The following is a 17,644-nucleotide window of genomic DNA, read 5'->3' as shown; positions in this document are numbered from 1 at the left end:
ATGAAACAAGCGCCCGACCGTCAGGCTGGGCGCTTGTGGGTTTCAGTCGATGGCCTGGAAGATCGCCGCCGCCTCCGGGTGATTGGCGGCATGTTCGTAGAGACGGCCATAGCCCTCGGCGAGTTCGTCGTCATCGTAGCGGAAGGAAAGATGCGAGAAGGCGAAGAGCGTGGCGATGATCCCAGCCGCATCGCATGAGACCTCGCCCTCGAAACCGTTGCCTTCGCAGAACAGGAGGTAACGGGGCTTTGATGTCGGCGCGAGATAGAGCGGCTGGCCGGCGCGTTCGTAGAAATCCCAGAGCCCGCCGCCGTAATCGGCGGGGCTGAGGATCTCCATGAATCGGAAGACGGCATGCTCGCCGATGATGAGCAGGCGCCGGCCGAAAAGGCGCGGCAGGACCTCCATGCGGCGCGCGTCGGGGACACGGGTTGCGGATTGAGAAGCAAGTTCGGGCAAAGCCATGATCGGTCTCCTGGAGGGAAAGGGACGGCAGCCGGACGACCCTCTCTCAACCCGTCCGGAGGCACCCTCTCCCGGCCCTCCTCTCGCTCTGGGGGCTTGAAATGGACCATTCTATGGACCATCTTGGCAGGATAGCGGAGAACATCTGGAGCGATGTGCGATGAGGGTTTCTGTCACCGAGGCGAAGGGGCAGCTCACCGAACTGGTGAAGCGGGCCGAAGCCGGCGACGAGGTGATCCTGACGCGGCGGGGCCACGAGGTCGCCCGCCTCGTGCCGGTTGCCGTGGTGGCGACCCCGAAAGGCCGGCGCGCGCTGATGGAGCGGGTCCGGGCCACGGCGCGGGGCAAGGCATTGCCCGGCGCGGCTGCCGCGCGCAGCCAGGATTTCCTCTACGGGGATGACGGGATGCCGGCATGATCGCCGTCGATACCTCGGCGCTGATGGCCATCGTGCTGGACGAGCCGCAGGCCGAGACCTGCATGGTGGCGATCGAGGCGGCAGACGGCCTGCTGATCTCGGCCGGAACAGTGGCCGAGTCGCTGATCGTCGCCGGGCGGCGCAATGTCGGTGAAGAGATCGCCGCCCTGGTCGAGGGCCTTGGGTTCGAGGTGGTCTCCGTCACTGAAGCCTCGGCACGCAGGATCGCCGAAGCCTATGCCCGCTGGGGCAAGGGCGTTCATCCCGCCGGACTCAACTACGGGGATTGCTTCGCCTATGAGGTCGCCAGCGAACGCGGCTGCCCGTTGCTCTTCGTCGGCGACGACTTCTCACGGACGGACCTGCTGTCGGTTCTGTGAGGCAGCGCAGAAGGGTTTCAGCCGAAGCGCTTTCCATCAACTGTGAAGCTGTATTCGTTGGCAACGATGGCCTCATCGACCGCCTCATCCGAAGTCAGGTAGTCGTATTCGCGCTCAAGCTGGCGATAGAGCCAACGCGCGAGATCGCGCAATGCCTCGATGACGGTCTCCTCGGCATCGGCGGTCATGCCCTGCCCTGTCGGGCTGTCGCGGGTGACCGAGATCGCCATGCAGTATTCGTGATAGTATCGCCCCCGATGGGTCGTCTCGGCCGTCAACTAGTAGAAGTTGCGGCGTTGCGCCTGATGTAGGGCATCCGCGATGCGGTGCAGCTCCGCATCCTTCGGCGCATAGGCACGGATTTCCGCCGCCGTGCCTTTGCGATAGGAATAGTGGCCTTCGAACGCGGCGCCATCGCCCTGCGACCAGAAGCCCGTAAACCAGATGCAAGGCTCTTGTCGCACGCCGCCGCCCATGAGGCGGACGGTGCGGGTCTTGATGCGGATGCCGAGGATGTCCGCGATCCGCCGGAAATCCTCATAGACGGCATCGTACCAATCGTAGTCGAAGCCGCCCTCGCGATACCAGGCGCGGGCCTTGCCTTTCGCGGCTTCGGAAAGCTCGTCGAGCCGATAGACCGTGGTTTCGATGACGTCAGGCATGAGCGTCGCCTCCGTCCAGAACGGTGGAAAGCCAACCGTCGGTGTAGATCCAGTCCACCGTCTCGCCGGTGGCGAGGTCGAGGACATGCGCGCCGCCCCCGAACCCGTCGATTCTCGGACGTGAGCAGGTATTGGCGTATTGCATCCCCCATAGCCCGGTCAGGCCGAACGCGGCGGCACAGCGTTTGACGAACTGGATGACATGCTCGGGATCGCCGGTGCCGTCATCGCGCATCCAGAGCTGGGTGCCGCCATGTTCGGGCTGGATCGAAAGCATGAAGCCGTCCGAGGGCGGATCTTCGGCGGCGTTTTCGTGCGCCAGCGCGTTGTAGAGATCAAGCGCGCGGGCGGCGTTCTCGGGGCTGCCCACGTCGAGCAGGCAGGAGAAATGGGTGAAGTAGTCGGCCATGTCAGGCTCCTGAAACGAGAAGGCCCGGCGCGGGGCCGGGCCTAGTGGATGGAAAGGGGCGACAGGTCAGGCAGCTTGTGGCAGCCGCAGCAGATCGGCAGTCGTCTCGCGCCAGAAGGGATCGACCAGCCGCGCCTCGAGCAGGCTGGCGCGGTGGCGGAGATCACGAGCCGATACCGCATCGCCGCGCCCGGATGCCGTGAAGGCCATGCCCCGCAGACGGCTGGCCTCCGTGACGGTGCGGCGAGCCTCGGCGTCGGAGGCGACCGGATGCTGCCAGAGCACGATCCCGGCCCGGACCTCACCGGCAAGGACAAGGCCCAGTTCGTTGTCCTGAATGACCATGACGCGGGGGCGAAAGCGCAGCGCATCGCCCTGTCCAACGCGGAAATCACCGCGCGCAACGCGCTGGCTGGCGATGATCAGCGCCTCTTCGGGGGATTGGCACTGGCCGATGACGAGCGTGCGGTCGAAGCCGCCGACGTCATCGCTTTCGTCATCGCTGGCGATACCGATGCAGGAGATGCGCAGCGGCAGCTTCTGGGCATGACGCAGCCGGGGCAGGATCTGTCGCGCGACAATTTCGCCGATCGAGGCGAAAGTGGTGTGGTGGGAAAGGCTCATGGGGAATGCTCCGCGACGGACGGCGGAAGCCCCTCTCCCGCCTCACAATCCGTCACGGCCAACCGGCCCGCACTCTTACTTTCCCGTCCCGACGGTGGATCGTCCCGCACCTCGGCGGGACGATCCGGCGATCAGCACCAGGGCTCACGCCGCCCGGCCCAGGTTCTCGCCAGCCCTTCATCGACGAGAATATCGCCGACATCGCGGCCTTCGACGCGTATCGCCGCCAGGGTCCGGCCATAGCGGTCGGTCCCCTGACGCAGGATTTCGACCCGCCGACCTTGCAGGATTTCCGCCAGCCTGATCTTCGCTTGCCGGGCAAGGTCGGTTTCATGGATGCAGCGGCCCTCCATTTCGGGAGCGTCGATGTTGAATATCCGAACAGCTTCGGACTGCTGTCCCATACCCAGCCGGATCGAGTCACCGTCCCAGACGCGGATTTCCGCCGGTTCGCAGGAAGCCGTGCAGAGCAGGACGGAGATGACGATATGGCTGAGCATGGCAAGAGGCTTTCATAAGGGGGAGGCTGACGCGACTGCTCAGACTTCTTCCTGAAGTCGGCCATTGACGCAATGCGGATCGACCTCCGCCTCGATCCGCTGCGTCCGCCCCATCCAAGGCGCCGGGTGGATTGCCCGCGCCCAATCGGCGAAGGACGGGATACGGCCCAGATCCTCGCGGACATGCTGCTCCCCGACCCATCGGGTCGGGATCACCCTGCCGGTGGACAGGGTGATCGTCGCCCCGAAAATGCTCTCGGCCATGAAGATACCCTCGGCATGGTGGCGAAGCGCGCGATGACGAAAATCGGCCAGGATCTCCTTGCTGGCATCGAACCAGCTATGGATGGGCAAGTAATCCTCGACCGTGCCGCCCCATTTCTTCACCGACGAGAGCGCATGATGATAGGGATGTGCCATTTCCGCCCCCTCAGAACTCGTGACTGTAGAATTCGGTGGCGGTGTAGCGCTCGTTGTAGTCGAGCGTGATGGTGCGCGCCGCCACATCGAAGCTGAACTCGCCATAGGCGCCATCATTGTTCTCCCAGCCGCCATGGGTTTCCGAGAGGAAGTCATAGGCGAGCTGTTCGATGGCCGCCTCAACGCCCATTGAGATTGCGGTCACCTTGTCGGTTCCCCATGCCACCGTGGCAATGGTGATCTCGCCCTGCGGCAGGTCCACGGTCCGGTCGTCCGATTGCGCGGTGATGTCCTCGATCTGGCCGCTGTCGCCAGAACCGTCGAAGGTGACGGTCACGAGAGTGATGCCTGCGGCGGCCAGCGCATCGAACAGCGCCGTCTTGTTGTCGGGACGGACCGCTTCAGCGCGACGGTTGCGCTCATCGCGCTCGGCGAAGAAGCGCGCGACGCTGGCGGCCATGTCGAATTCCGGCGTGGCTGGTTTGTCGGTATCGGTCATTGGATGATCCTCCAGGAGAGCGGGATGATATGGCCCGGCGGCGCTCTCCTCTCCTTCCGCCAGGCTCGCCCCGATCCCGGCCCAACTCTCCCTTTCCACAGCCGAGGCGAGGCCTCGGCACCGCCGCTGGCGATGCGCAGCCTGCGCATGGCACAAGGCCCGGCTGCGCCTGACGCGGGCCGGGCCGTCGGGCGGAGGCGCTTTCGCGCCTCAGCCGAAGGGATCGAGTTCGAGCTTCACCATCTCTTCGTCGCCGTCGAACTCGTCGGCGGGCATGGCGCCGTGGGTGCCGTCCCCGGCCTGGAACACGACGATCACGACCATCAGCGTGGTGGCGAGGCTGGCGGCGAAAGCGGTGGCATCTGCGTAGGACATGGGTTCCGGCTCCTGTCTTTGGAGGCGGGGGACCATCCCCCGCGCGACAGGCGCCCGAAGTGTCTGACCGGATCTGCAATCACCCTCGGGCGTTCGGATTCTTTCCGAATCCCCGAGGGCGGCACGCGCGCGTAAGCCGACCCCACCAGGGTTGAATGCAAAGAGACGGTCGGACCAAGGTTAGCGAATGGAAGCGGGGGATGGTGCTTTGCGTCGAGCCGGTGCCGGAAACCCGTCGCAGATGCTTTGCTGCGCCAGCCTCGTTGCCGGCGGATATTCAGGGTGTGTTTCAGGCCGGGGACGGAACCCGTTGCCCCCACAACACCAAGGAGTTGCCGCAATGGTGAAGCTCGAACTCGATCCATCGCTGCTTGTGCAGCGATACCCGATAGCCCCGTGTGCAAGGTTCGGCTTTCAGGGCCGGTCAGTCCCAGAACCCATCGGCGATTTCGCGGGCGATCATGGCGCGGGCCTTCATCATCACATCGTCGCCGGAGGTGTCGATATGACCGAAAAAGCGCGTCCGGGCGCCATGGGCCGTCCAGTCGGCATAGCGGCAGTATTCGCGGGCATCGAGCCGGAAGGCGCGCATGTCCTCGGCCCAATGCGGTTTCGGTTCCACGATGACGGTGACGCCGTTGCGGGTTTCCTCCCAGGGAAGCGAGCGCTCCGATGGCGGATTGCGGCGGTCATCGGCGAAGATTTCATCGACCGTCATCATGATGCGCCCCCATCTTCGGCCTTCTCGACAAAGCCGGCAGGATCGTCGGGATCCGGCGGCAGATAGGCGTCATAGGGGTTGCCGCTTGCGAGATGGCCGAACGGCGTGAAGACGTAATCACCCCCGTCGCGGCCGACCGCGCACAGGACATAGCGTGTCTCACGGGTCGCGGCGTCGAGGCATTCCATAAGGGCGAGATTGCCGTCATCGGCAGCACGAAGCAGAGTGTCGAAGTTCGTTCGAACGGGATCGGGAATGGCCATTGTGTTCTCCTGAAACGAAGAAGGCCCGCCGTTACGGGACAAGCGGGCCGGATGAACGGGATCGGCGAACGTCACGCGGCAGCTCGACCCTCGACGGCGTCGGCGCCTGCCTCGTCGGCGGTGATCTCCTCGAGGCGCGCGCGGGTGTAGCCGTTCCTGGCTAGCCAGAGTTCGGCCGCCTCGTGGTTCTCCGCGAGGTGCAGCAATTCGACGTTCTCTCCGACATCCTGCACAACGCGGACTTGACCGATCTTCGGGCGTTCGATCACCCGGAAGCTCAGATCGCTGTCGATGCCGTAGCTGCGCATGACGGTGATAAGAATGATGCCGCCTTCGCCGAAATCACCCTCATGCAGGGTGAAGGACGGCGGCGTCGTGTAGGTCGGGCGCTCGCGGCCCGGTTCCTTGCGCACGAGGCGACCGGCCCCGTTGCGGGATTTCCACGCGGCGAGCTTCTTGGTGAAACGTGCGGGCGGTTTCGGCTGGCCGTCGCTATAGGCCACGAGCGAGCCGAGAGGCGCAATGTCGAAAATGAGGGAAGCGGACATGATCTTGCTCCTGAAACGAAAGCGGCCCGGCGAGATGCCGGGCCTTCAGATGGAAGGGATGGAATGCGGGGCGGCGGAGGCCGCCCCGCTGCTGCGCGTCACTCGGCGGCGACGAGGGCCTCTGGATCGTCGGCGGCCTCGGCCGTGTCCTCATGGCCACCGGCGAGGAAGTCGGGCAGCGCCACGCTGTCCTCGTCCTGATCGGTCGCGCCATCCACGGCCTGCGCCTCGATGGCGGGGCGCAGCGGCTCCGGCAGCCAGCCGGTATCGGCCAGGAGCCGTTCGGCCTCCTTCGCCATATCGCCCTTCTTGAGATGCGCGATGAGATCGGCCGCGCGATCGCCGGCGCCCTCGCGCACCGCCTCGATGATGCGGGTCTTGGTCACGCGACCCAGGTAGTTCTCGACCGTGGGCCTCCAGCCCGCTTCGACGAGATCGAGGCCGGTGGCCTGTGCCAGCCGTTCGGCCTCGGCCATGCGGCGGTCGAGACCGTGCTGCGAGATGCCATTCCCCGAATAGGGGTTGGGCCGCTCGTAAAGCGCGTTGACCCCGAAACTGACGCAATGGGCGAGCAGCGCCAGGCGGCTGGCATCGTCGAGACCGTCGATCCAGTCCCAGAGCCGGTCGTCATCGCCAGCGGGGATGTCGCCCCGCCAGGCGTCCGCGCGCTCGTCGATCATCTTCGCGGCGGCGCTGTCAGCGAGCCCGGTCGCATCCGTGGGAAGATAGATGTGACGCACGGCGGCATAGAGGCTGGTTCCCGAGGTGGCGGTGCGCTCGAAAGTATCGAGAACCAGCTTGTGCAGCAGCGCCGTCATGGCGACGCGCGGATTCTCGGCAAGCGCATTGCGCAACGCCAGCGTCCGCCAGGCGGTCAGGTCGGTCACCAGCCGCTCGGGCAGCGGCTTGACGGCATCGTCCTCCTCTTCATCGCCGTCCGGGACCGGCTCGCCGCCGACGGTGATAACCGCGCGCTGCACCGCATCGGGATCGGACGGGTCGGCACCTTCGCCCGCATCCTCACCATCGACGCTCTCGGGTTGTTCGTCCTCGGGGCGGACATAACCGGGACTGACGATCAACTCGCCATCGCGGTCGATGCTGACGAAAACACCGGCACGGGCGATGTCTTCCGGCGCGAAGGTGACGGGCCGGTTCTCGAAGCCTTCCAACTCGGCTTCGATCTCCCCGAGCCGCTGGTCGATCTCATCGGGCAGGTCGTCGGCTTCTGCATACTGCGCTTCGAGTTCGTCATACTCGTCGCGCAGCGCCTCGCGGGCGGTGCGCTCCTCGTCGGTCAGCTCCTGGGTCACACCGACCAGCCTGCGCAGGCCGTTGGCGTAGCCGTAGGGAAGTTCGACTGCCGCGTCGATCCACTTCCAGCCCTGTCCGGCGATCTCGTCGGCGACAGTGCGCAGCTTCTCGTCAACCAGGCGGTCGAGCAGCGTGACGTCCTGCAACCAACCGCCGTTCTCGTCGGAGAAGAGATCGCGCAGCACCGGGCCGCCCGCCGCCTCATAGGCGTCGATGCCGATGAAGCGGGCGCGCTTGTCGGCAGCCGGAACCGTGGTCTCGGTCAGCAGGCTGCGGATGTGCCAGGGCTCTTTCTGCCACGACGTGCTGATCCGCTCCCAGACCTGCTGCTGGCGCTCGTGGTCGGGATTGACGGTGAAGGCTTCCAGCATCGCCAGCGTCATCTCATTCCGCGCATAGGCGTCGTGCAGCGCCGGCGCGACCGTCGCGAGACGAAGGCGCTGCATGATGTAGCGCGGCGTGGTCCGCCAGGCGTCGGCGATCTCCTCCTTCGACATGCCCATGTCGAACATCCGCTTGAACGCCTTGAACTGGTCGAGCGGATGCAGGGCGAGGCGCAGCAGGTTCTCGGCCAGCGAGTCGTCGACTGCCGAGGTCTTGGCATCGGCCTTCTTGACGATGCAGGGGACGAGGCCATCGGCCGGGAAGCGACCGGCTTCGACGAGGCGCGCGATGGACCTGTAGCGGCGGCCGCCGGCCGGGGTCTCGAAATCGCCGGTCTCAACGCCGTCCGCGTCGAGGATGGCGCGAACGTTGAGGCCCTGCACGAGATCCTCGCGCCGGTCGATGTCATGGGTAAGTTCGTCCAGACCCGCCTCGACGTCAGCCTCGCGAACATTGCTGTCCGACAGCCTGATCCGGTTGAACGGAATGTCGCGCGCCCGTGAAAAGACGATCATCGGGGCGACGGGCTTCTTCCTGGCAGCTTTGGCCATGGTGATTTCTCCGCGACGGGCGGCCGGGAGCCACTCTCTCGACCTCCAACCCGTCACGAAGCGAAGCGCCGCCCTCTTCCTCTGAAGAGTGCGACGCCAGGCCACAAAGCCGGCAACCGGAAATCAGGATTCCCGGCTTTCCGTATCTGTGGATGTGCGGGTGAATGCCGCACCGGCGCGGTAGAGGGCTCGTTCCGCCGCCTGGATGCTGCCGGTTTCCCACGCAGCCTCCGCCCAGACCGAGATCGGGAAATCCCCGGTGAAGAGCAGATCCCGCTCGATCCCCATGCCGAAGGGCAACCGGACCCCACGCAGCTCTTCCAGGCTCCACGAGCCGAGTTCGGGGTAGCCGATATCGGCCAGGCCGAACATGATGTCGCCGCCCTGATCCAGCTCGGTGGCGAGCCAGACGCCCGCGCCGAAGGGATTGAAGAATTTGACGACGGGGACGTGATCGGCGCCGCGCTGCCGGCCATTGGCGAGGAGCTGCGCACGCTGGGTACGGGTCAGGAGGATCATGCCGCCACCCTCCGCTCGGTCGAGGCCGCAACCGATTCAGCGCCGTCCTCGTCGGGCAGATGCGACAGCAGCCAGTCGGCCGCCTTGCTCGCCTGCGAAGCGGCGCGGACGATGGCGCGGTTATCCTCGCGCAGCACCTCCAGCCAGGAGCCGATGTAGTCGGCGTGGCGCACGGTCGGCACGATGCCGAGCGAGGCGCAGCAGAAGGCCGCGTTCATCTCGGCGACCAGCTCCTCGAAGGCGTATTTCTTCGTGCCGAAGCTGCCCGAAAAATCCCGCCCCAAGCGCGAGGCATGGCCTGTGGCATGCCCCATCTCGTGGAGCGCCGTCCTGTGCCAGTTGATCGGCTCGAAATAGGCGGCCGGAGGCGGCACCTGCACGTAGTCGAGCGCCGGAACATAGAAGGCGCGATCCCCGCCGATGCGGAAATCGATCCCGGTCGCCTCGATCAGCGCCTCGACCTTCGGCTCGATCATGCCGGGCGGCGGTGGCGGGGCCTCGAAGGCGATGTCCTCGGGCAGGCCCTCGCATTGCGCCGCGTTGAACACGGTGAAGCGCTTCAGGAACGGAATGCTGCTGGCTTCTTCGCCCGACTCCTGGGCGCGGCGCTTCTCGTCCTCCGGCGTGAAGCGGTCGGCATAGACGACGGTGGTGCCGCGCTCGCCCTTGCGGACATTTCCGCCCAGCGAGAGTGCTTGCCGGAAGGTGAGCCAATGCTGGGTCGGATAGCCGTGCTGGACCACTGCGCCCCAGAGGATGAGGACATTGATCCCGGAATATTGCCGCGCGGTCGCGGCATTCCTCGGCATGGCGAGCGGCGCCTTCGCCGCCGCCGTCCCCCAGGGCTGGACCCAGGGCAGCCGCCCTTCCTCCAGCTCGGCGATGATCTTGTCGGTGATGTCGTCATAGAGATTGCTGCGGGCGCCGCCTGGGCGAGCGCGGTCCTTTCTGGCCATCGGGATGATCTCCGCGACGGGCGCCGGAGGCCACTCCTCCAGCCCTCAACCCGTCACGGAAAACCCGTCCGCACTCTCCCTCTCAGGGGGCGTTGCGGGGCAGGCTGTGCAGAAACTCGCTCTGATGTCGCTGGGCTTGGATCTTGCCTGCTAGCGGTGGCGCGGCGCGACTCAATTCAGCTTCGTGCTACCTCGGGTTTGACAGAGTGAGCCCGATAGTTTTTCGAAACCGCCTTACGTCACCAAGCCAAGGGCAACTCCGCCCACGGCCGCCAACAATACGACAACCCATGGCGGAGCTTTCCAGGCGATCAGCGCCACGAAACAAATCAAGGCCAGTGTGAAGTCCGGCATGCTGCCGATCGCGCTGGTGAAGACCGGTGTATAGAGGGCCGCTCCGAGAATGCCGACGACCGCAGCATTGGCGCCCTGCATGGCCGACTGCGCCCATGTCGTGCGGCGCAGCTGATCCCAGAAGGGCAGCGCCCCAATCAGGATCAGGAAGCCCGGCAGGAAAAGTGCGGCAAGAGCGATTGCGGCACCGGCTACGCCGTTCGGCTGCGGTCCCATGATCGCCCCGAGCCAGGCCGCGAAGGTGAACAGTGGCCCCGGCACTGCCTGCGCCGCGCCATAGCCCGCGAGAAAGGCGTCATCCGACACCCATCCCGGCGTGACGGTTTCGGCCTGCAAAAGCGGCAGCACCACATGCCCGCCGCCGAAAACCAACGAGCCGGCGCGGTAGAAGCTATCGGCCAGCGCCCATCCCTGCGCCTGTCCGGCGAGGAGCGGGAGACCGATCAGCAAGGCAGCGAACAGCGCAAAGGCCGTCAGTCCGGCTGTCCGTGAAACCGGGACCGGAAGATGGTCGCCGACCCCGACCTGTCCCTTGTTGAGAACCAGCCCGGCGATTGCGCCAAGGAGTATGGCGGCCGTCATTCCAATGGCGCCCGGCGCCAAGGCAAGCAGAAGCACGGCGACGACCGCGATCGTAGCGCGCTCCTTATCGGGGCAGAGGTTTTTCGCCATGCCCCACACAGCTTGCGCCACAATGGCGACGGCCACGATCTTCAGACCATGCAGGACGCCGAGCGCAAGCGGGCTTTCCAGCCGCGTAGCCGTCATGGCGAGCGCGAGAAGGACCAGAGCCGATGGCAGCGTGAAGGCGAGGAAAGCCGCAAGCGCGCCGAGCCATCCCGCTCGCGTCAAACCAAGCGCAAAGCCAACCTGGCTTGAGGCCGGACCGGGCAGGAACTGGCATAGCGCCACCAGATCGGCATAGGCGCTTTCGCTCAGCCATTTTCGCCGCGTCACCAGCTCGTCCCGGAAATAGCCCAGATGTGCGATCGGTCCACCGAAGGAGGTGAGCCCCAGCTTCAGGAATGCGCGGAATACCTCGGAGACGCTTCCTTGCGACTGTTGCGGGCTATGATCCATTCAGGGGACCTCGTTGGTTGGGGCATTCTTGCGAGCGATGACGTGCGATCGGCGCGGGATAGATTCTCAGGTTGCAGCCGTCAGATTGACCCGCTGCATCAGGGCCTCGCCGCTCTCCTTGCGCTCGGAATAGCGGTCGGTCAGGTAGGGTGAGACGTCGCGCGTCAGAAGCGTAAACTTCATCAGTTCCTCCATTACGTCGACCACTCGATCATAATAGGAGGACGGTTTCATCCGGCCCGCGTCGTCGAACTCCTGAAAGGCCTTGGCGACGGAGGACTGGTTGGGGATCGTCACCATGCGCATCCAGCGGCCGAGCACACGCATCTGGTTGACGGCGTTGAAGCTCTGCGAGCCGCCGGAGACCTGCATCACCGCGAGTGTCCGGCCCTGCGTTGGCCTTACCGCGCCGACCGAAAGGGGAATCCAGTCGATCTGCGCCTTCATCACCGCGCTCATCGCACCGTGACGCTCCGGGCTGGTCCAGACCTGACCTTCCGACCAGAGCGAGAGTTCGCGAAGCTCCTGTACCTTGGGATGATCGACGGGAGCGCCGTCCGGCAGCGGTAGGCCGGACGGATTGAAGATGCGTGTTTCCGCCCCGAAATGTTTCAGCAGACGCTCGGCCTCGAATGTCAGGAAACGGCTGTAGGATCGCTCGCGGAGCGAGCCATAAAGCAGCAGGATACGCGGCGGATGGGTAGAGGGGTCGGTTACGCGCAGCCGACCAAGGCTGGGAGTATCAACGCAGCCGGCATCAAGATTGGGAAGATCGTCCGGCATCAACGCTGCTCTTTCGCGAGTTCGGACACCTTGCCGCCACGCTCATACCAGCCTTTGGAGCGGTTCACGATCCAGACGACCGAGAGCATCACCGGCACTTCGATCAGCACCCCGACAACGGTCGCGAGCGCCGCGCCTGAGTGGAAGCCGAACAGGCTGATGGCGGCAGCAACCGCCAGTTCGAAGAAATTCGACGCACCGATCAGCGCCGAGGGGCCGGCCACGCAATGCTGCTCGCCGGCCATGCGGTTGAGCAGATAGGCAAGACCGGAGTTGAAATAGACCTGAATCAGGATCGGCACGGCCAGCAGGCCGATGATTGCGGGCTGCGCGATGATCTGCTCACCCTGAAAGCCGAACAGCAGAACCAGCGTCGCCAGCAGGGCAACGAGGGATGCCGGGCCGAGCTTCGCAAGAAGCCTGTCGAGTGCAGGCTGTCCGCCCCTCGCCAGCATCCGGCGACGGACGATCTGCGCGATGATGACGGGAATGACGATGTAGAGGACCACCGACAGGACCAGCGTGCCCCATGGTACGGTGATGGCCGACAGGCCCAGCAACAGGCCGACAATCGGCGCGAAGGCGACGACCATGATGGCGTCGTTAAGCGCGACCTGGCTCAAGGTGAAATGCGGCTCGCCCCTGGTCAGGTTCGACCACACGAACACCATGGCCGTGCATGGCGCTGCGGCAAGGATGATGAGGCCGGCAATGTAGCTGTCGATCTGGTCCGCCGGCAGATAGGGCCGGAACAGCCAGCCGATGAACAGCCATCCCAGCAGCGCCATCGAGAACGGCTTCACGGCCCAGTTGATTAACAGCGTCACGCCGATGCCGCGCCAGTGGCGGCCGACCTCGCCCAATGCGGCAAAGTCGATTTTCAGCAGCATGGGGATAACCATCAGCCAGATCAGCACGGCGACGGGCAAGTTGACCCTAGCAATTTCCATCGCGCCGATGGCCTGAAATGCGCCCGGCAGAAAATGGCCAAGCGCGATGCCGACGACTATGCACAGCGCGACCCACAGGGTGAGGTAGCGTTCAAAGGTGGACATGCAATTCCCTCAGGCCGTAGCCACACGCCGGCCGTGTTCGTCGATCACCCGCTCGCCATCTTCCTTGACGAACTCGCCGCGCTGCGGCGGCAACAGATCGAGCACGTCCTCGGACGGTCGGCAGAGCCGAACGCCTTTCGGGCTGATGACGATGGGCCGATTGATCAGGATGGGATGCGCCATCATGGCGTCGAGCAGTTGCGCGTCACTCAGCGCCGCGTCGCCGAGGCCAAGTTCCGCATAGGGCGTGCCTTTCTCGCGCAGCAGCGCTCGCACCGATATGCCCATGCGCGCGATAAGCTGAGTCAGCATCTCCCGCGACGGCGGCGTCTTCAGATATTCGATGACATGCGGCTCGATGCCCGCATTGCGGATCATCGCCAGCGTGTTGCGCGAGGTGCCGCAATCGGGGTTATGATAGATGATGACGTCCATGGCCTGCCTCACGCTGCGCTGTTACGAGGAGACGATGCGCCTTCGGATTGGCCGATTTCGGTCAGTTTCGTGCGCAGCGACGCCTTGTCGAGACTGGCAACCGGCAGGGACGTGAAGGCGGAGATGCGGTTCTTCATGTAGCGGAAGGCCGCAACGAAGGCTGCTTCCTTTTGAATGTCCGGCCCGTCGACGGCCGCCGGGTCTTCGATGCCCCAATGAGCCGTCATGGGCTGGCCGGGCCAGACCGGGCAGGCTTCGCCGGCGGCGTTGTCGCAGACGGTGAACACGAAATCCATGACTGGCGCATCCGGCCCCGCAAACTCCTCCCAGCTTTTCGAGCGGAAACCTTCAGAAGGATAGTCGAAGCTCCGCAATACCTTCAGCGCGAAGGGATTGACCGTCCCCTTGGGCTGCGACCCGGCAGAGAAGGCGCGAAAACGACCATTGCCATCCTTGTTCAAGATGCTTTCCGCGAGAATCGAGCGCGCGGAATTACCGGTGCAGAGGAACAGAACGTTGAAGATGCGGTCAGTCATGGATGGCCTCCTTGGCGGCGAGGGTTTGTGGTGGACAGCAAGGTGAAAAATCGGCGATCAGCGGCGCGCAGATTTCGGGGCGGCCGCCGCAGCAATCCTTGACGAGAAAGCTGGCGAGCGCGCGCACGGCTTCGAGCCTGGCCCGATAGATGATCGACCGGCTGTGCCGCTCCGCCTCGATCAGGCTGGCGCGCGTAAGCGTCGCCAGATGTGTGGACATCGTATTGTGGGGGACATCTAACCTGCGGGCGATCTCGCCTGCGGGCAACCCGTCCGGCTCATGCTCCATCAATAGACGGAACACGTCGAGTCGGGTCGGTTGCGCGAGCGCGGCGAAAGCGAGGATGGCATTATCTGATTCCATATGTCGAGACTAATCGACATATTGGCGAGAGTCTAGGCAGGGACGATCCGAAGTTTCCGCCTGGTCGGGTAGCTGGACAGCGCCGCCGAACAGTGAGGACGGGAAGCCCAAGCGCGCTCAGTAGATATTGCTCGTATTGCCAAGCATTTACTGGGGTTATTCACCTGCGGATGGTACACTTAATTATTTGCGGGACGGGGCACGATGGGACGCTTTATTGAGGGATATGACCGGAGCCAGCCGTTACTGCTGCCCGCCTGTGTTGAAGATTACGTGTCGCAGGACTCTCTCGTCCGCGTCATTGATGCCTTCGTCGAAACCCTCGATCTCACGGCGCTCGGCTTCGAGCGCACCGTCTCTGCCCCGACAGGACGACCTGGTTATCACCCCGGCGACATGCTGCGGCTCTACATCTGGGGCTACCTGAACCAGTTGCGTTCATCGCGACAATTGGAGCGCGCCTGCCAGCGCGACCTGGAGGCCATCTGGCTGATGCGGCGAATGACCCCGGATTATCGGACCATTGCAGCGTTCCGGCAGGACAGCCCCGAAGCGATCACCGGCACGGGCGCCGCATTCATCAGCTTCTGTCGCGAGAACGGCCTCGTCACTCCCGGCAAGGTGGCACTGGACGGAACCAAGATGCGGGCAGTAGCCAGCGCGAAGAATATCGCAGGAGCGGATCGTCTGGCACGCGACATCGCTCATACCGAAACAGAAATCGCCTACTATCTCGACCGTCTCAACATCGCGGATCAACATCCGGCGGACGCACGCGATCAGACGGTCAATCGCGCGGCTTTTGCCAGCGCGATTGCGTCCCTCGAACGCCGCAAGCAGCGCTTGGAAAAGCGGCAGACCGAGCTTTCTGAGCATGACACCAACGTCGTGGTCTTCGGAGAGCCAGATGCACGACCAATGGGGTATGGCCGGGCGCCAAAGTTCCCAGCCTATAATCTCCAGAGTGTCGTCGATATCGAAAGCGGCTTGATAATTCACAACGATGTCGCCAACGAAGCCAACGACAGCCAGTTGCTGCATCCAATGGCGATCGCGGCAAAAGAAGTGCTCGACGTCGATCAGCTCGAAGTGCTCGCGGATGGAGGCTACTCGAATGCGCAGGAGGTCGCTCGCTGCGAGCAAGACGGTATACGAGTGGCGGCCCCAATCAAGCGCGGCGCCATGAGCGCACAATACTTCCGCCCTGTGCAATTCGTCCATGACGAGCAAACCGACACGATCCGCTGTCCTGCTGGTGAAACGATGCATCCGAAGGGCAAACACACCCGAAATCGGGCGATCCGTTATAGAACGCCCGCGTGCCAGACCTGCCAGATTAAACCGCAGTGTACGCCAGGATATCAGCGCACCATTCACAGGCTCGTGGATCAGGGTGCGCTCGATCGGATGGAGCGTCGGGTCCACGAGAACCCTGATCTCATGACGATCAGGCGCTGCACGGTGGAGCATCCCTTCGGCACCATCAAGCGAATGTCTGGCGGAGGCCGCTTCCTGACCCGCGGTTTGCGGCGGGTGAAAGCCGAAGCTGCCCTCTCGGTCCTGGCATTCAATATTATCCGCGCTTCAAACGCCTTCGGGACCGGAGCGCTGATGTCGCGGAACTGAGAACCCGGCTCTATTCGGTTTGCGTCATCGCGGCCGCATCGAGTCCTCGCTGAGTTTCTGCACAGCCTGGGGGTCTCCCCGCTGAAGGGGGTGCGCCGGCAACGATAGTGCCGGCCAGGGGGGAAGGCCTTCCCCCTTCAGGCCCACGGCAAGATGCGCGTTTATTCGCGGGAACAATAAAACGAGCCCGCGCGAAGGAAGAATCAGAAGCGAATAGCCGTCGCCGGTGTTGGCGTCTCCCGGTATGATGAGGTGAGTTTGGCGCTCAGGCTTGGAAAACTAATGACGCAGCATGACCAGCACATCGCCGCGTGGCGGGATGCTTTTCGCGACGAGACAACGGGCATCCACAGAGCCATTCAGGATCTGCTCTGGAACTACGCCGCCTTTCGCACGACGGTTCGGATCGTCCGTCTTGCAAATGAGAAGAGAGGCTCGAGACCCCCGCTTAACCAGATGATGTTCAATCTCGTTTCCGAGGGATACTGGTCAAGCCTGCTTCTCGGCACTCGCCGACTTCTCGATAAGGCCCCGATAAAAGGCCCCAAGGGAGTTTACTCGATCCGATCTGTCGTCAACGACGTGAAAGCGAGCCAAAACTGGTTGACCAGGAGAATCTACGTCGAGAAAGTGCTTGACGCGCAATACGATCTCGATCGCCTGCATCAAGAACAACATGACCACCTCGTCGCCGCGAAGGGGCGTCCGGTGTGGGGCGATCCAGAGCTCATGAAAAGTGAGGCCGCGCATCGGCATTTCGATGTTTTGAGCGGCGTTTCTGCGTCAGAGCGTAACCCGAGCAATCTGATCTCGGACACGGTCTTCGAGAAGATCGAAACTCGGCTTGCCCGCCTTGATCGAATTGCCGAGCACGTTAACTCGCATGTTGCTCATGCCGGGAACAAGCAAAGTCGGCAGGACAGGGAGCTTGGTGATTTCGACATTCGCGATGCTGAAAAGACTCTCAGGCAGTTGAAGGAAATCGCGGATCTGGTCGGAGTGTGGTTCGCCAACGAAGGCGGTGCGGGCCTCGCCACATATCTCGGTGACCAATTCGAGGGCCTCGATCATCCTGTTGTAGACACCGCCGACCTTGCCGACCTTGCAGAACAATGGCGATTGATCGATAGAGAAATCGCAGAATGGTCGATCGGGCCAGAAGATCTGTGATCCCCGAGAGGCAAGCCGATTCCTTGGTTCGAACCGATACCGCCTTCTGTCAAAGCCACCGGCTTTACCGGAAATCCCGCGCCTTCACCCTGATGCCGCCGGCCACCGGCCCCTGCTTCTCGGCCGCAGCCGCCTCGCGCTGCCCGACCCCACATTCTCCAAGTAAGTCGCTGATTTCGCTGTCGTAATCGTGATATTTCGCATATAAATCATGGCGTTGACGGCTGCGAGGG

General features: G+C 63.9%; 23 protein-coding genes and 1 pseudogene. 4 read left to right on the top strand and 20 right to left on the bottom strand.

All coding sequences use genetic code 11. The features are described from left to right. Positions 1–42 precede the first annotated feature (42 nt). Entirely contained in the window at positions 43–465 is a 423-nt protein-coding gene (locus I9P22_RS08995; protein WP_199259173.1) for an antirestriction protein, read from the bottom strand. Positions 466–625: 160 nt separating this feature from the next. Between I9P22_RS08995 and I9P22_RS08990 the strand changes: the two genes are divergently transcribed. Further along, positions 626–883, top strand: a complete 258-nt coding sequence (locus I9P22_RS08990; protein WP_028034381.1) for a type II toxin-antitoxin system Phd/YefM family antitoxin — start codon at positions 626–628, stop codon at positions 881–883. After that, entirely contained in the window at positions 880–1,263 is a 384-nt protein-coding gene (locus I9P22_RS08985) for a type II toxin-antitoxin system VapC family toxin (protein ID WP_199259172.1), read from the top strand. The genes I9P22_RS08990 and I9P22_RS08985 overlap by 4 nt, the downstream gene beginning before the upstream one ends. Before the next feature lie 17 nt (positions 1,264–1,280). Here the strand turns inward: I9P22_RS08985 and I9P22_RS08980 are convergent. From I9P22_RS08980 to I9P22_RS08890, 19 genes and pseudogenes are all read right to left on the bottom strand, one after another. Further along, a pseudogene (locus I9P22_RS08980) lies at positions 1,281–1,925 on the bottom strand (antitoxin of toxin-antitoxin stability system). Continuing rightward, positions 1,918–2,334 carry a hypothetical protein gene (locus I9P22_RS08975; protein ID WP_101753481.1) on the bottom strand — a complete coding sequence of 139 codons (417 nt, stop codon included), beginning with the start codon at positions 2,332–2,334 and terminating at the stop codon, positions 1,918–1,920. Before I9P22_RS08975 ends, I9P22_RS08980 begins: the two are co-directional and overlap by 8 nt. A 66-nt stretch (positions 2,335–2,400) precedes the next feature. Beyond that, positions 2,401–2,958, bottom strand: coding sequence for a hypothetical protein (locus tag I9P22_RS08970; protein ID WP_039194755.1), 558 nt, complete (start codon positions 2,956–2,958; stop codon positions 2,401–2,403). A gap of 131 nt (positions 2,959–3,089) precedes the next feature. Beyond that, positions 3,090–3,458 (bottom strand): thermonuclease family protein, encoded by a 369-nt coding sequence (locus tag I9P22_RS08965; RefSeq protein ID WP_012092610.1) that lies wholly within the window; start codon positions 3,456–3,458, stop codon positions 3,090–3,092. Positions 3,459–3,497: 39 nt separating this feature from the next. Continuing rightward, positions 3,498–3,878, bottom strand: coding sequence for a DUF6915 family protein (locus tag I9P22_RS08960; protein WP_149766085.1), 381 nt, complete (start codon positions 3,876–3,878; stop codon positions 3,498–3,500). 10 nt (positions 3,879–3,888) lie between these two features. After that, positions 3,889–4,377 (bottom strand): DUF6878 family protein, encoded by a 489-nt coding sequence (locus I9P22_RS08955; RefSeq protein WP_012092608.1) that lies wholly within the window; start codon positions 4,375–4,377, stop codon positions 3,889–3,891. Positions 4,378–4,587: 210 nt separating this feature from the next. Next, positions 4,588–4,752, bottom strand: coding sequence for a hypothetical protein (locus I9P22_RS08950; protein ID WP_166507195.1), 165 nt, complete (start codon positions 4,750–4,752; stop codon positions 4,588–4,590). Positions 4,753–5,176: 424 nt separating this feature from the next. Next, positions 5,177–5,470, bottom strand: a complete 294-nt coding sequence (locus I9P22_RS08945) for a hypothetical protein (RefSeq protein WP_233253295.1) — start codon at positions 5,468–5,470, stop codon at positions 5,177–5,179. Then, a complete protein-coding gene (locus I9P22_RS08940; RefSeq protein ID WP_012092596.1) occupies positions 5,470–5,736 on the bottom strand; it encodes a DUF6117 family protein in 267 nt (88 codons plus the stop codon). Before I9P22_RS08940 ends, I9P22_RS08945 begins: the two co-directional genes overlap by 1 nt. Before the next feature lie 71 nt (positions 5,737–5,807). Next, a complete protein-coding gene (locus I9P22_RS08935) occupies positions 5,808–6,284 on the bottom strand; it encodes a hypothetical protein (protein WP_199259171.1) in 477 nt (158 codons plus the stop codon). Positions 6,285–6,382: 98 nt separating this feature from the next. Next, positions 6,383–8,533, bottom strand: coding sequence for a ParB/RepB/Spo0J family partition protein (locus tag I9P22_RS08930; protein WP_039194752.1), 2,151 nt, complete (start codon positions 8,531–8,533; stop codon positions 6,383–6,385). Between the two features lie 123 nt (positions 8,534–8,656). Next, a complete protein-coding gene (locus I9P22_RS08925; RefSeq protein WP_039194750.1) occupies positions 8,657–9,052 on the bottom strand; it encodes a DUF2958 domain-containing protein in 396 nt (131 codons plus the stop codon). Continuing rightward, entirely contained in the window at positions 9,049–10,008 is a 960-nt protein-coding gene (locus I9P22_RS08920) for an ArdC family protein (protein WP_120443154.1), read from the bottom strand. The genes I9P22_RS08925 and I9P22_RS08920 overlap by 4 nt, the downstream gene beginning before the upstream one ends. Before the next feature lie 234 nt (positions 10,009–10,242). Beyond that, complete coding sequence (chrA, locus tag I9P22_RS08915; protein WP_199259170.1) at positions 10,243–11,442, bottom strand: chromate efflux transporter; 1,200 nt, start codon at positions 11,440–11,442, stop codon at positions 10,243–10,245. A 66-nt stretch (positions 11,443–11,508) separates the two neighbouring features. Continuing rightward, positions 11,509–12,225: an arsenical resistance protein ArsH gene (gene arsH / locus I9P22_RS08910; protein WP_199259169.1), complete on the bottom strand. Its 717-nt coding sequence runs from the start codon at positions 12,223–12,225 to the stop codon at positions 11,509–11,511. Then, positions 12,225–13,280: an ACR3 family arsenite efflux transporter gene (arsB, locus tag I9P22_RS08905; protein WP_199259168.1), complete on the bottom strand. Its 1,056-nt coding sequence runs from the start codon at positions 13,278–13,280 to the stop codon at positions 12,225–12,227. Before arsB ends, arsH begins: the two co-directional genes overlap by 1 nt. 9 nt (positions 13,281–13,289) lie before the next feature. Continuing rightward, positions 13,290–13,715, bottom strand: coding sequence for an arsenate reductase (glutaredoxin) (gene arsC, locus I9P22_RS08900; RefSeq protein ID WP_199259167.1), 426 nt, complete (start codon positions 13,713–13,715; stop codon positions 13,290–13,292). A gap of 8 nt (positions 13,716–13,723) precedes the next feature. After that, positions 13,724–14,251, bottom strand: a complete 528-nt coding sequence (locus tag I9P22_RS08895; RefSeq protein ID WP_199259166.1) for an arsenate reductase ArsC — start codon at positions 14,249–14,251, stop codon at positions 13,724–13,726. Beyond that, positions 14,244–14,615 carry an ArsR/SmtB family transcription factor gene (locus I9P22_RS08890; protein WP_199259165.1) on the bottom strand — a complete coding sequence of 124 codons (372 nt, stop codon included), beginning with the start codon at positions 14,613–14,615 and terminating at the stop codon, positions 14,244–14,246. Before I9P22_RS08890 ends, I9P22_RS08895 begins: the two co-directional genes overlap by 8 nt. 204 nt (positions 14,616–14,819) lie before the next feature. Between I9P22_RS08890 and I9P22_RS08885 the strand changes: the two genes are divergently transcribed. Together I9P22_RS08885 and I9P22_RS08880 are read left to right on the top strand one after the other, a co-directional pair. Next, positions 14,820–16,241, top strand: a complete 1,422-nt coding sequence (locus tag I9P22_RS08885) for an IS1182 family transposase (protein ID WP_199259164.1) — start codon at positions 14,820–14,822, stop codon at positions 16,239–16,241. 282 nt (positions 16,242–16,523) lie between these two features. Beyond that, entirely contained in the window at positions 16,524–17,411 is an 888-nt protein-coding gene (locus I9P22_RS08880; protein WP_199259163.1) for an AbiU2 domain-containing protein, read from the top strand. Positions 17,412–17,644: the final 233 nt, after the last annotated feature.

This window comes from Paracoccus binzhouensis (assembly GCF_016446475.1).
Lineage (GTDB): Bacteria > Pseudomonadota > Alphaproteobacteria > Rhodobacterales > Rhodobacteraceae > Paracoccus > Paracoccus binzhouensis.
Note: the sequence above shows the minus strand (reverse complement) of the source record. Positions and strands in the feature narration are given on the sequence as shown.